Below are 13762 nucleotides of genomic sequence, written 5' to 3'. Positions count from 1 at the left end.
CTTCGACGAACGCCTGCACGGCGTCTATCTCCAGGAGGACGGGCATGCGGGTGGGAATCACCGGTCACCGCGGACTCGGCGCGGACGTGGAGCGGCGCGTGCGGGAGATGCTCGACGAGGCGGTGAGCGCCTACGACGACGCCGATCTGGTCGGCGTTTCGTGCATCGCGGACGGCCCCGACGCGTGGTTCGCCGAAGCCGTGGTGAAGCACGGCGGCCGTCTTGAGGTGGTCATTCCAGCGGCTGGGTACCGAGATGCTCTCCCGGAGTGGCACCATGCCACCTATGACGCCCTGCTGGGGCAGGCATCCGACGTCCACGAGACCGGCATGGACGAGTCGACGTCCGAGGCGCACATGGCGGGCTCGGAGGTCCTCGTGGGTCTGTCCGACGAACTCCTCGCGGTGTGGGACGGCAAGCCCGCCCGGGGCTTCGGCGGTACCGCGGACGTGGTCTCGTACGCGGAGCGGAGCGGCACCCCGGTACGGGTCCTGTGGCCGGAGGGCGCCACCCGCTGATCACCGCCGCAATGCGATGGCCTGCACTTCCCGAGGAGTAAGCCGCCGAGCCGCCGACGATCTCGGAAACAGTGCCGGGGAAGTGTGCCGGCGTTCGCTCCCCTCGGCCCGCTGCCTCGGGCAGCGGGGCTTCGAGGAGAAGTGACCGACGGCACCGGGGGTCGGGCCGGGACCCGCCGGAACGGACCGTTACGCTCGGCTCCATGAAACGAAGCGTGCTGACCCGCTACCGGGTCATGGCCTACGTCACCGGTGTCCTGCTGGTTCTGCTGACCTTCGGCATGATCGGCAAGTACCTGCTCGGCATGGGCGGCGCGGCCGACTTCACACAGGTGGTCAGCATCGCCCACGGGTGGCTGTACGTCCTGTACCTGATCTTCGCCTTCGACCTCGGCTCCAAGCTGAAGTGGCCGGTCAAGAAGCAGATCTGGGTGCTGCTGGCCGGAACCGTCCCGACGGCCGCGTTCTTCGTCGAGCGCAGGATCTCCCGCGAGCTGGGGTCGGCATTCGCCGCCGAGACGCCCGCGACCGCCAAGGCGTAACCACCGGGCGTCGGCGTCACCGCGGGGCCTCACGGCCCCGCGCCGTCGCCGGACCCACCGCCGTACGGAGCAACGTGCGGCGGTGGGCCATCGACATTTACTAGGACGTCCAAGTAAATTCGAGGGTATGGACGCTGACGCCATCGAGGAGGGCCGCCGTCGCTGGCAGGCCCGGTACGACGCCGCGCGCAAGCGCGACGCAGACTTCACCACGCTCTCCGGCGACCCCGTGGAGCCGGTGTACGGGCCACGGCCCGGTGACGCCTATGAGGGGTTCGAGCGGATCGGCTGGCCGGGGGAGTACCCCTTCACCCGCGGCCTGTATCCGACCGGCTACCGGGGGCGTACCTGGACGATCCGGCAGTTCGCCGGGTTCGGGAACGCCGAGCAGACCAACGAGCGCTACAAGATGATCCTCCGTAACGGCGGCGGCGGACTGTCCGTCGCCTTCGACATGCCCACGCTCATGGGACACGACTCCGACGACCCCCGCTCCTTGGGCGAGGTCGGACACTGCGGGGTGGCCATCGACTCGGCCGCCGACATGGAGGTCCTGTTCAAGGACATCCCGCTCGGGGACGTGACGACCTCGATGACGATCAGCGGGCCGGCCGTGCCCGTCTTCTGCATGTACCTCGTCGCCGCCGAGCGCCAGGGCGTGGACCCCGCCGTGCTCAACGGCACGCTGCAGACGGACATCTTCAAGGAGTACATCGCCCAGAAGGAGTGGCTCTTCACGCCCGAGCCGCATCTGCGCCTCATCGGCGACCTGATGGAGCACTGCGCGGCCGGCATCCCCGCCTACAAGCCGCTCTCCGTCTCCGGCTACCACATCCGCGAGGCCGGATCGACGGCCGCCCAGGAGTTGGCGTACACGCTCGCGGACGGCTTCGGGTACGTGGAACTGGGGCTCAGCCGCGGACTCGACGTGGACGTGTTCGCCCCCGGTCTGTCCTTCTTCTTCGACGCACACCTCGACTTCTTCGAAGAGATCGCCAAGTTCCGCGCCGCGCGCCGCATCTGGGCCCGCTGGATGCGGGACGTGTACGGCGCGCAGAGCGAGAAGGCGCAGTGGCTGCGGTTCCACACCCAGACCGCGGGCGTCTCGCTGACCGCCCAGCAGCCGTACAACAACGTCGTGCGCACCGCCGTCGAGGCGCTCGCCGCCGTCCTCGGCGGGACCAACTCCCTGCACACCAACGCCCTGGACGAGACGCTCGCGCTGCCCAGCGAGCAGGCCGCCGAGATCGCCCTGCGCACCCAGCAGGTGCTCATGGAGGAGACCGGCGTCGCCAACGTGGCCGACCCGCTCGGCGGTTCCTGGTTCGTCGAACAGCTGACGGACCGGATCGAGGCGGACGCGGAGAGGATCTTCGAGCAGATCAAGGAACGCGGCCTGCGCGCCCACCCCGACGGGCGGCACCCGATCGGCCCCATCACCTCCGGCATCCTGCGCGGCATCGAGGACGGCTGGTTCACCGGCGAGATCGCCGAGGCGGCGTTCCGCTACCAGCAGTCCCTGGAGAAGGGCGACAAGAACGTCGTCGGCGTCAACGTCCACACCGGCTCGGTCACCGGCGACCTGGAGATCCTGCGGGTCAGCCACGAGGTGGAACGCGAGCAGGTACGCACCCTCGGCGAGCGCAAGGCCGCCCGCGACGACGCGGCGGTCCGCACGGCCCTGGCCGGCATGCTCGACGCGGCCCGCTCCGGCGCCAACATGATCGAGCCGATGCTGGACGCCGTACGCGCCGAGGCCACCCTGGGCGAGATCTGCGACGCGCTGCGGGACGAGTGGGGGGTGTACACGGAGCCCGCGGGCTTCTGACCGAACGGACGGATGGCCGGACGGACGGATGACCGGACGGCGCACGGACCCGACCCGGCAGCGGGGCGTCTCCCGCTACGGGCCGGTGCCGGCCGCGACGAGGCCCGACAGCAGGACCCGGGTGAAGCCGCGCACCCACTCCTCGTCCACCGGCTGCCCGCTGACCAGCGTGCGGTGCACCACCGCGCCGGCCACCATGTCGAAGATCAGGCCCACGGTGCGGGCCGTCTCGTCCGGGTCCGGTTCGGGCGGCAGCTCGCCCCGCTCCTGGGCGCGCGCCCGGCCGGTGAGGACCAGGCGCTTCTGCCGCTCGACGATCGATACGCGGATGCGCTCGCGCAGCGCCTCGTCGAGGGTGGACTCCGCGATCACCGCCATCAGCCCGCTTCTGGCCTCCGGACGGGAGAGCAGCGCCGCGAACTGCAGGACCACGCACTCGACGTCCGCGGCGAGACTGCCACGGTCGGGGAGTTCGAGTTCGTCGAAGAGCTCGGCGACCGCGTCCACGACCAGTTCGTTCTTGCCCGCCCAGCGCCGGTAGAGGGTCGTCTTGGCGACCCCCGCGCGGCTCGCGACGTCGCCCAGGGTGAGCTTGGACCACCCCAGTTCGACCAGTGCCTCCCGGGTCGCGGCCAGGATCGCGGCGTCGGCGGCGGCACTGCGCGGGCGTCCGGGGCGGCCGGGAAGGCCGGCGGTCGTGCGGCTCTGCATCGCACGACCATAACCGCTCCCCTGTGCGCGCCCCCGGGACCGTGTGCCCATGCGTTCCCGTGTGCCCATGCGTTCCCGTGTGCCCGCGCCCGCCCTGGCGCCCGTGAGGGAGATCACCGGGGCGGGCTGCCCCGTACTCCCTGTCCCGTATTACGCTACGGCTCGTAGCGAAAGCGTGGGGTCGCTCGGCGGCCGACGCGCTCGAGCGACGACCACCGGCGTGGGGTGGGGACCCGGCGCCCGGCAGTACGGCGACCAACAACGCCCGGACATCCGGGTTTTCGGGTGCTTTTCACAGACGCGTGGGGTACGGGGGAGGATAGACGCATGCAGCCACGGAACATGTCCATGAGCGGAGTCGTCGACCTCGCCGCGGTGAAGGCGGCCCAAGAGGCCAAGACGAAGGCGGAGCAGACCCGCGCGGAAGCGGTCCGGCAGGGTGGCGGGGGCGCCGTCTCCCCGGCCGACCTCGTCATCGACGTCGACGAGGCCGGCTTCGAGAGTGAGATCCTGCAGCGGTCCGCCGAGGTCCCGGTCGTCATCGACTTCTGGGCCGAGTGGTGCGAGCCCTGCAAGCAGCTGAGCCCTGTCCTGGAGCGGCTCGCCGTCGAGTACAACGGGCGCTTCCTCCTCGCCAAGATCGACGTCGACGCCAACCAGATGCTGATGCAGCAGTTCGGGATCCAGGGGATCCCGGCGGTGTTCGCGGTGGTGGCCGGACAGGCGCTGCCGCTCTTCCAGGGGGCCGCGGGCGAGGCGCAGATCCGCCAGACCCTGGACCAGCTGGTGCAGGTCGCCGAGGAGCGTTTCGGCCTGACCGGACTCACCGTCGACCCCGACGCCGTGCCCGGGGGCGGGGGTGGCGGTGCCGCCTCGGAGGCCGAGGAGCCCGTCGGTCCGTACGACGCCCTGCTGGAGGCCGCGGTGCGGGCACTGGACGCCGGTGACCTGGGCGGTGCGATCCAGGCCTACAGGAACGTGCTCACCGACGACCCGGGCAACCCGGAGGCCCAGCTGGGTCTCGCCCAGGCCGAGCTGCTCCAGCGGGTGCAGGGCCTGGACCCGCAGCAGGTGCGTGCGGACGCCGCCGGCAACCCCAAGGACATCGGGGCGCAGATCACCGCCGCCGACCTGGACCTGGTGGGCGGTCATGTCGAGGACGCCTTCGGCCGGCTCATCGAGACGGTGGGGCGTACGGCGGGCGACGACCGCGATGCCGTACGGGTACGGCTGCTGGAACTGTTCGAGGTGGTCGGTGCCGAGGACCCGCGGGTCGTCGCGGCGCGCAGGTCGCTGGCGCGCGCTCTGTTCTGAGCGGGGCGGGCACCTGGTTTCCGGTCCCCGAAGGGTGGTTTCCGGACGAGCGATGCCCGAGTGAAGGAATGGCCGACGGAGGCCGGTGCGGCCGCGTTTTGCCAAAACTTGGCGATCGCGGCCGCTATTACTGCGAGTAAGTCAACCGCGTTGATCTGTCGGATTCTGTCCATCGATCAACTGTTTTGTGGGCCCCCTCCGGGATACCCAGGGTCGCTGTCCGGTACCGGGGGGTCGCCCCTCGGTCGTCCGGTCGTTACTGGCAAGTAATGAACCCCCTTGTGCGGGCGACGAGAATGCACCACGATCGGCGACGCTCGGTCCATTGCCCGTACCCCGACATCCGGTCGGGACGCGGGTGCTCCTGGGTCCCCACCGAGCAGAACCGGCGGCAGTGGAGCCGGTTCTTGGACAGGGGGGTCTTCGCCCGCCCGGCGAAGCCTGTCCAGCAGGTTGTGCGTGATGTGTGTCAGGCGCGACCAGTGGTTGTCGCTCGGGGGTGATCGCCGGTGATTCGGGCGCTTCGCGCGCTGCCGAGCGCGGCGCTCTCCTTCCCGAGGACGTAGTGCTTCTCCCATCCCTGCCCGGCAGTACGCCGACTGGCGACGCGTCAGAGCAGGAGATGTACGTCCGAGAAGGAGGAAATATGGAGTCCCAGGTGCGTGGCGGGACCAGATGGAAGCGGTTCGCCGTGGTCATGGTGCCCAGCGTGGTCGCCACGGCCGCGGTGGGCATCGGCCTGGCGCAGGGCGCCCTCGCGGCGTCGTTCAGCGTCTCCGGCCAGGATTTCAAGGTGACGGCCCAGCATCTTGAGGGATGGGGCTTCGCCCAGTACGGCGGTATCGACACCGGTTACTCGTCGACCGCGGGTGACGAGAAGACCCAGCACCCGGTGGCGATCTCGTCGTTCGACCGTGCCGAGATCACCAAGATGTGTCAGTCCGTCAAGACGAAGATTCCCGGCATAGGGACGATCTACCTTCGTCTGGACGCGGGTCCGAACGAGAAGAACAAGGTCGAGGCCAAGAACCTCTACATCGACGTCGCTCAGCTCGAGGCCGATGCGACCTTCACCAACATCGACATCGGTGTTGCGGTCAAGGACAAGACCCGCGGGCCCGCGGTGAAGCAGGGCGAGAACGTACTGCCGGGTGGCTTCGCCCAGCAGGCGGAGAAGGTCGACCTCTACGGGGTCAAGCAGACCGCGTGGGCGACCACGGCCGGGACGTTCAAGCTCAGCGGCCTGAAGATGCGTCTGGGCGCGGACCCCAAGATGGAGTGCTACTGACGGTCTCCGCTCCGGAGACGTCCTCGGCCGGCTGAGCGGCCGAGCAGGGGCGGGGAGGCTTTGCTTCTCCGCCCCGCACACCCAGCCCGGTGCTTCGTACCCGGGCGTTTGCACAGACTCAGACTTTCCGGCTTCTCCACCCCCAGGCCGAGCCGGTATGTAACTTCACCGGACCAGGGAGCTGTATTCCATGAGTGCCGAGACTCCGGTCCAGAGCGCCGGGACTTTCACCCGGCTGCGTCTGCGATTCCGTGACTGGCGGGGCCACCGGCCGTTCTGGGCGGGCCTGCTCACCCTGCTCGGCGGGGTGCCCATCGCCTACTTGCCCTACGCCACGCTGAAGCTGGGCCATATGTCGATCGCCATGGCGACGACCGCCGGCGCGGGCTCTCTGATCATCGGTGTCCTGTTGATCACGCTGGGTCTGACCATGTGGTTCCAGCAGGCCACCCGGATCTTCGCCGGTGTGGCGGCGATCCTTCTGGCCCTGGTGTCCCTCGTGGTCTCCAACATAGGTGGCTTCGTCTTCGGCTACCTGCTCGCGATGGTCGGCGGTGCGCTGTCCCTGGCCTGGGTGCCGGACAAGCCGCAGAGCGAGGCGGGCGGGCGCTGGAGTTTCTTCGGCGGACCGTCCGGCAACGGTGCTCGCAAGGACGTCCCCCGGGGCACACCCGAGGGCACCGCGGGCGAGGCGGGACAACCACACCCTCCGTACGAGGCCGGCGACCTCGGGGAGGCGGACGACGCCCGGATCGAGGACCGTGACAGGGGACACCGTGTCGGCTGACGAGATGCGTGACCGGAGCGCTGCCGCGGCCCTGGCCCCGGTGAGGAGAGGGCCGCGCCACGCGGCCCCCCGGAAGCCGCTGTTCACCAGGTTCCACATGCCGGCCGGGAAGGCGATCGCCCTCGCGGCGATGCCGACCGCGGTCCTGATGGGCATGGGGTTCACGCCGACACTGGCCCAGGCCGACGAGCAGCCGAAGTCCAGGAGCCTGACCGCCGACGAGTACAAGGACTGCCTGGCGGCCCTGGAGGACTTCGAGGACGGCGCGACCGCCTCGGCCGGCCCGTCCGCGTCGGCGAGTGACACGGCCTCCCCGGACGAGGAGGCCCCCGCCACGGAGCCCAGCCCCTCGGCCTCCGCCGGCGACGACACGGCCGAGGACTCCGGCACGGACTCCGGCACGGACGCGGGCACGGACGCGGGCAAGGGCACGGACAAGAGCTCGTCCTCTTCGTCGGATTCAGGTTCCGACGACAAGGACGGCGGGAACGAGGCCGCGCCCGCCGACTCCGAGGCCTCCGACGAGCAGACCGAGGAGCCCGAGCCGTCGCCCTCGGAGACCGAGCGCAATGCCCTGGAGGAGTTCGGCGACGCCGTCAAGGACTTCTTCACCCCGAAGGACAAGAAGACCGACGAGGCGGCCGCGAGCCCCATCCCGTCGGCCTCCGCGTCCGCCGCGGGCAGCACCGCCGAGGGCGAGGCGGACACGGCCGAGGAAACCGCCGGGAAGGCCGGCGAGAAGAGCACCGAAGCCGCCGAAGCCGCCGAGGACGCCGCCGACACCGCGGACGAGGCAGCCGAGGAGGCGGAGGAACCCGCTGCGGAGGCCGACCGGGCCACCGCGACCCCGGAGGCCACCGCCTCGCCGAGCCCGAGCCCTTCCGTGAGCGCCACGACCGACGTCGAAGACTGCCCGGTCGCCACCGACGCCGAGGGCGGGGTCGACAACGAGATCCTGCTGCCCGAGGACCCGTGGTTCCTGAACGCCAGCTCGCTGCTGCTGACGGGCGCCGACTACCAGGGCATCGTCGAGGTGCGCACCGCGAGCGGCAAGATCAAGAAGGTCCTGAAGTACGTCGTCTCCCACGGCACCGACATCGGCGACCTGCACCAGACGGTCGAGGACAAGATGTCCGGCAGGATCCACCATGTGCAGGCGGCCAAGGGATCGACGTCCACCATCCGCGACGGCGAGACCGTGATGTACACGGAGAGCATCTCCGGCAAGCTGCTCGGCCTGATCCAGGTCACCTTCGACCCGGAGAACCCGCCGCCGCTCAACATCCCCCTGATCTACTTCACGGATGTGACGGTCCAGCAGGCCGGCCAGTTCGGCGGAACGTTGCACATCCCCGGGCTGCGCCAGTACATCGACTGAGTACCGGCCGGGGCATCCGGCCGAGCACCCGCCGCAGCCCTTCCGGGAGTCGCGGAAAACACCGAGGGCGCCCCTGTTCTCCCAGGGGCGCCCTCGGCGTCCGTGCACGCGCGGTCCGGGTCAGCTGGTGGGGCCGCCCATGTGGTGGACGCGGACCATGTTGGTGGTGCCGGGGACGCCGGGCGGGGAGCCGGCGGTGATCACCACGACGTCGCCCTCGTCGAAGCGGTGCAGGCGGACCAGTTCCTGCTGGACCAGGTCGACCATCTCGTCGGTGCTGTTCACGAACGGCACGACGTGCGGCTCCACGCCCCAGCTGAGCGTGAGCTGGTTGCGGGTGGATTCGTCGGTGGTGAACGCCAGGATCGGCTGGCTCGCGCGGTAGCGGGACAGCCGGCGGGCGGTGTCGCCGGACTGGGTGAAGGCCACCAGGCCCTTGCCGCCGAGGAAGTCGGCGATCTCGGCGGCGGCACGGGCCACCGAACCGCCCTGCGTACGGGGCTTCTTGCCGGGCACCAGCGGCTGCAGGCCCTTGGACAGCAGCTCCTGCTCGGCCGCCTGGACGATCTTCGACATCGTCCGCACGGTCTCGTTCGGGTACGCGCCCACGCTCGACTCGGCCGACAGCATGACCGCGTCCGCGCCGTCCAGGATCGCGTTGGCCACGTCGGAGGCCTCGGCGCGGGTCGGACGGGAGTTGGTGATCATCGACTCCATCATCTGGGTCGCGACGATCACCGGCTTCGCGTTGCGCCGGCAGAGGTCGATCAGGCGCTTCTGCACCATCGGGACCTTCTCGAGCGGATACTCGACGGCGAGGTCACCGCGGGCGACCATCACACCGTCGAACGCCATCACGACGTCCTCCATGTTCTCCACCGCCTGCGGCTTCTCCACCTTGGCGATGACGGGCACCCGGCGGCCCTCCTCGTCCATCACGCGGTGGACGTCGGCGACGTCCTTGGCGTCCCGGACGAAGGACAGGGCGACCATGTCGCAGCCCATGCGCAGCGCGAACCGCAGGTCCTCGATGTCCTTCTCGGACAGCGCGGGCACGTTCACGGCCGTGCCGGGCAGGTTGATGCCCTTGTGGTCGGAGATGACGCCGCCCTCGATGACGATCGTCCTGACCCGGCTGCCCTCGACGTCCAGTACCTTCAGCTCGACGTTGCCGTCGTTGATCAGTACCTGGTCGCCGCGGGAGACGTCACCGGGCAGACCCTTGTAGGTCGTCCCGCAGATCGTCCGGTCGCCCGGGACGTCCTCGGTGGTGATGGTGAACTCGTCACCGCGCACCAGCTCGACGGGACCCTCGGCGAAGGTCTCCAGACGGATCTTCGGGCCCTGGAGGTCGGCGAGGACCCCGATGGCCCTGCCCGTCTCCTTGGCGGCGGCACGGACCCTGTCGTACCTGCCCTGGTGCTCGGCGTGCGAGCCGTGGCTGAAGTTGAAGCGGGCCACGTTCATGCCGGATTCGATCAGGGCGACGAGCTGCTCGTGGGAGTCGACCGCGGGGCCGAGAGTACAGACAATTTTGGAACGGCGCATGGGGCGATCCTATCGGTTTGTTTCGCTCCGGAATATTCCGTCCGGCGGAAGGTACACATGAGAAAGTGGCTGCTCAATTGGGCTTTCCGACCAATGCGTAGGTCTGTGTGGCGATCTCCATTTCCTCGTCCGTCGGGACCACGGCGACCGCGATGCGCGCACCCTCGGGCGAGACCAGTCGCGGGCCGGTGCCGCGCGCGCCGTTGCGCTTGGCGTCGACCTCCAGGCCCAGCCCTTCCAGGCCCGCCACGGCCGCTTCCCGCACCGCTGCGGCGTTCTCGCCGACCCCGGCGGTGAACGCCACCGCGTCCACCCGGCCGAGAACGGCGTAATAGGCGCCGATGTACTTCTTCAGACGGTGAATGTAGATGTCGAACGCGAGCTTCGCCTCTTCGTCGCCCGCGTCGACCCGGCGGCGGATCTCGCGCATGTCGTTGTCACCGCACAGGCCGACCAGACCGCTCTTCTTGTTGAGAAGAGTGTCGATCTCGTCGATGGACATTCCGCCGACGCGCGTCAAATGGAAGATGACGGCCGGGTCCACGTCTCCCGACCGGGTACCCATCACGAGCCCTTCCAAGGGCGTCAGCCCCATCGAGGTGTCCACGCACCTCCCGCCCCGCACCGCCGAGGCCGACGCCCCGTTGCCCAGGTGCAGCACGATGACGTTCACGTCCTCGGGCGCCTTCCCGAGCAGCCGGGCCGTCCGGCGGGACACGTACGCGTGTGAGGTGCCGTGGAAGCCGTAGCGGCGGATCCGGTGCTCGTCGGCGGTGTGCACGTCGATCGCGTAGCGGGCGGCCGACTCCGGCATCGTGGTGTGGAAGGAGGTGTCGAAGACGGCGACCTGCGGCAGGTCCGGGCGCAGCGCCATCGCGGTGCGGATGCCCGTCAGGTTGGCCGGGTTGTGCAGCGGGGCGACCGGGATGAGCCGCTCGATCTCGGCGAGGACCGCTTCGTCGATGACGGTCGGCTCGGTGAAGTGCATCCCGCCGTGCACCACCCGGTGCCCGATCGCGGCCAGCTCGGGGGAGTCGAGCCCCAGCCCGTCGGCGGCCAGCTCCTCGGCCATCGCCTTCAGGGCGGCCTCGTGGTCCGCGACCGGCCCGGTGTGCTCCCTGGGGGCCCCGCCCGACGCCGACGGCGTGTGCCGGACCAGCGAGGCCCGCTCGCCGATCCGCTCGACCAGGCCGGACGCGAGCCGGCTGCCGTGGCTCATGTCCAGCAGCTGGTACTTCACCGACGAGGAACCGGAGTTGAGGACGAGGACTCGAGAAGGAGGGGCCGAGCGCAGCTCGTCGGGTAGGGCGGTGGTGGGTGACGGGTGGGCAGGAGGGGCCGAGCGCAGCTCGTCGGGCAGGGCGGTGGTGGGCGACGGGTGGGGGCTCACTGGGGGACTGCCTTCTCGTTCGGGGCCGGGGCGGCGGGGGGCTGGGCCTGGATGGCCGTGATGGCGACGGTGTTCACGATGTCCTGGACGAGAGCGCCCCGGGACAGGTCGTTGACCGGCTTGCGCAGACCCTGGAGCACCGGCCCGACCGCGACCGCGCCGGCCGAGCGCTGCACGGCCTTGTAGGTGTTGTTGCCGGTGTTCAGGTCGGGGAAGATCAGCACGGTCGCCTGCCCGGCGACCTCGGAGTCCGGCAGTTTGGTCGCCGCGACCGACGGCTCCACGGCCGCGTCGTACTGGATCGGCCCCTCGACCCTGAGGTCCGGGCGGCGCGCGCGGACCAGCTCGGTCGCCTCGCGCACCTTGTCGACGTCGGCGCCGGAGCCGGACGTGCCCGTCGAGTACGACAGCATCGCGATCCGCGGCTCCACCCCGAACCGCGCGGCCGTGACCGCCGACTGCACGGCGATGTCGGCGAGCTGCTCGGCGTCCGGGTCGGGGTTGACCGCGCAGTCGCCGTAGACCAGGACCCGGTCGGCCAGGCACATGAAGAACACCGAGGAGACGATGGAGGCCTCGTCGCGGGTCTTGATGATCTCGAAGGCCGGCCGGATGGTCGCGGCCGTGGAGTGCACCGAGCCGGACACCATCCCGTCGGCCAGCCCCTCCTGCACCATCAGCGTGCCGAAGTAGTTCACGTCCGAGACGACGTCGTAGGCCAGTTCGACGCTGACGCCCCGGTGCGCGCGCAGAGCGGCGTACTTCTCGGCGAAGGCGTCCCGCAGCTCGGATTCGGCCGGGTCGATCAGCTGGGTGTCGCCGAGGTCGATACCGAGGTCGGCGGCCTTCTTGCGGATGCGGTCGGCCGGCCCGAGCAGGGTGAGGTCGCACACGCCCCGGCGTATCAGCACCTCGGCCGCGCGCAGCACCCGCTCCTCGTCGCCCTCGGGCAGGACGACCCGCCTGAGGTCGGAACGGGCCTGTTCGAGCAGCTTGTGCTCGAACATCATCGGCGTCACCCGGTCGCTGCTGGGCGCGGAGACCCGCCGGGTGAGTTCGGCGGTGTCGGCGTACCGCTCGAAGAGGCCGAGCGCGGTCTCCGCCTTGCGCGGGGTGGCCGCGTTCAGCTTCCCCTCCAGGGAGAACAGCTGCTCGGCGGTGGGGAAGCTGTTGCCGGGCACCGACAGCACGGGGGTGCCGGGGGCGAGCCGGGCGGCGAGGGTGAGGATGCGCTCGCCGGGCACCTCGTCCAGGGTGAGCAGCACGCCGGCTATCGGCGGGGTGCCGGCGCTGTGCGCGGCCAGGACGCCGACGACCAGGTCTGCGCGGTCGCCCGGGGTGACGACCAGGCAGCCGGGGGTCAGGGCGGCGAGGAGGTTGGGCAGCATGGCGCCGCCGAAGACGAAGTCCAGGGCGTCGCGGGCCAGTCCGGAGTCGTCGCCGAGCACCACTTTCGCGCCGAGGGTGTGGGCGATCTGGGCCACCGTGGGGGCGGCGAGCGCGGGTTCGTCGGGGACGACGTAGCAGGGCACGGGCAGCCGGGAGGCGAGCCGCTCGGCGATGTCGTCGCGGTCCTCGCGGGCGACCCGGTTGACCACCATGGCGAGCACGTCGCAGCCCAGGGTGTGGTAGGCGCGGTAGGCGTTGCGGGTCTCGTCGCGCACCGACTCGGAGGTCTGCCTGCGGCCGCCCACGACCGGGATCACCGAGGCGCCGAACTCGTTGGCCAGGCGGGCGTTCAGGGACAGCTCGTCCGGGAACTGGGTGTCGGCGTAGTCGGTGCCGAGGACGAGGACGACGTCGTACTCGCGGGCGACCAGGTGGAACCGGTCGACCAGTGTCGACACCAGTTCGTCGGGGCCGCGTTCGGCCTGGAGGGCGGACGCCTCCTGGTAGTCCATGCCGTAGACGGTCGCCGGGTCCTGGGTGAGCCGGTAACGGGCGCGCAGCAGCTCGAAGAGGCGGTCCGGGCCGTCGTGCACCAGGGGACGGAAGACGCCCACCCGGTCGACCTGCCGGGTCAGGAGTTCCATCACTCCCAGTTCGACGACCTGGCGGCCGTCGCCACGGTCGATACCGGTGACGTACACACTGCGGGTCACGCGTGCTCCGTTTCGTCGGGGTCTCGCGGTGCTTTCGGCCCTGCGGGCCGGTGCCCTCCCGGCACCGGCCGACACCCGCCCGCCGGGTGGGCGGATCCTCCTCGACAGTACCGCCGCCGCTGGTGGGGGTGCCCGTCCGAGGGGCCGGGGGCAAGGCCGGCACACGGCAGGAACGGGGCGGCCGGGACGTGCCCCAAAGGGCCGGGGAGGGGTGTGGACCCGAGCCGGGGACGGAGGCCGGGACGGCGGAAGGGCGGGGAGAGACGGGGGATCCGGGACCCGGCGGAGGGACGGGGCCGCAGTGCGTCGGGCGGCATGGAACAATCGGAGACGGCTCACCGGTATACCCAGCGACC

At 70.5% G+C, this 13762-nt stretch carries 11 protein-coding genes; 7 read left to right on the top strand and 4 right to left on the bottom strand.

The window, feature by feature from the left end:
• Positions 1-44 precede the first annotated feature (44 nt).
• The 3 genes from ACFYQA_RS32570 to ACFYQA_RS32560 all read left to right on the top strand — a co-directional run bounded on the left by ACFYQA_RS32570 (position 45) and on the right by ACFYQA_RS32560 (position 2888).
• Positions 45-518 (top strand): hypothetical protein, encoded by a 474-nt coding sequence (locus ACFYQA_RS32570; protein ID WP_388925703.1) that lies wholly within the window; start codon positions 45-47, stop codon positions 516-518.
• A 203-nt stretch (positions 519-721) separates the two neighbouring features.
• Complete coding sequence (locus tag ACFYQA_RS32565) at positions 722-1060, top strand: DUF3817 domain-containing protein (protein ID WP_388925700.1); 339 nt, start codon at positions 722-724, stop codon at positions 1058-1060.
• Between the two features lie 127 nt (positions 1061-1187).
• Positions 1188-2888, top strand: coding sequence for a methylmalonyl-CoA mutase (locus ACFYQA_RS32560; RefSeq protein ID WP_388925697.1), 1701 nt, complete (start codon positions 1188-1190; stop codon positions 2886-2888).
• A gap of 75 nt (positions 2889-2963) precedes the next feature.
• Here ACFYQA_RS32560 and ACFYQA_RS32555 read toward each other — a convergent pair whose 3' ends face one another.
• Complete coding sequence (locus ACFYQA_RS32555) at positions 2964-3599, bottom strand: TetR/AcrR family transcriptional regulator (RefSeq protein WP_388925694.1); 636 nt, start codon at positions 3597-3599, stop codon at positions 2964-2966.
• A gap of 327 nt (positions 3600-3926) precedes the next feature.
• Here ACFYQA_RS32555 and ACFYQA_RS32550 point away from each other — a divergent pair, with 327 nt between their 5' ends.
• From ACFYQA_RS32550 to ACFYQA_RS32535, 4 genes are all read left to right on the top strand, one after another.
• Positions 3927-4913 carry a tetratricopeptide repeat protein gene (locus ACFYQA_RS32550; protein ID WP_388925691.1) on the top strand — a complete coding sequence of 329 codons (987 nt, stop codon included), beginning with the start codon at positions 3927-3929 and terminating at the stop codon, positions 4911-4913.
• A gap of 646 nt (positions 4914-5559) precedes the next feature.
• Entirely contained in the window at positions 5560-6201 is a 642-nt protein-coding gene (locus tag ACFYQA_RS32545) for a DUF6230 family protein (protein ID WP_388925688.1), read from the top strand.
• Positions 6202-6391: 190 nt separating this feature from the next.
• Positions 6392-6988 (top strand): DUF6114 domain-containing protein, encoded by a 597-nt coding sequence (locus ACFYQA_RS32540; RefSeq protein ID WP_388925685.1) that lies wholly within the window; start codon positions 6392-6394, stop codon positions 6986-6988.
• Positions 6978-8366 carry a hypothetical protein gene (locus tag ACFYQA_RS32535; protein ID WP_388925682.1) on the top strand — a complete coding sequence of 463 codons (1389 nt, stop codon included), beginning with the start codon at positions 6978-6980 and terminating at the stop codon, positions 8364-8366. The genes ACFYQA_RS32540 and ACFYQA_RS32535 overlap by 11 nt, the downstream gene beginning before the upstream one ends.
• A gap of 120 nt (positions 8367-8486) precedes the next feature.
• Here ACFYQA_RS32535 and pyk read toward each other — a convergent pair whose 3' ends face one another.
• From pyk to pta, 3 genes are all read right to left on the bottom strand, one after another.
• Positions 8487-9914: a pyruvate kinase gene (gene pyk, locus ACFYQA_RS32530; protein WP_388925679.1), complete on the bottom strand. Its 1428-nt coding sequence runs from the start codon at positions 9912-9914 to the stop codon at positions 8487-8489.
• 73 nt (positions 9915-9987) lie between these two features.
• Positions 9988-11208, bottom strand: a complete 1221-nt coding sequence (locus ACFYQA_RS32525; protein ID WP_388925766.1) for an acetate kinase — start codon at positions 11206-11208, stop codon at positions 9988-9990.
• Between the two features lie 92 nt (positions 11209-11300).
• Complete coding sequence (pta, locus tag ACFYQA_RS32520) at positions 11301-13406, bottom strand: phosphate acetyltransferase (protein ID WP_388925676.1); 2106 nt, start codon at positions 13404-13406, stop codon at positions 11301-11303.
• Between the last annotated feature and the right edge of the window lie 356 nt (positions 13407-13762).

It is taken from the genome of Streptomyces sp. NPDC005774 (genome assembly GCF_042871645.1).
Taxonomy (GTDB): domain Bacteria; phylum Actinomycetota; class Actinomycetes; order Streptomycetales; family Streptomycetaceae; genus Streptomyces; species Streptomyces pratens.
Note: the sequence above shows the minus strand (reverse complement) of the source record. Positions and strands in the feature narration are given on the sequence as shown.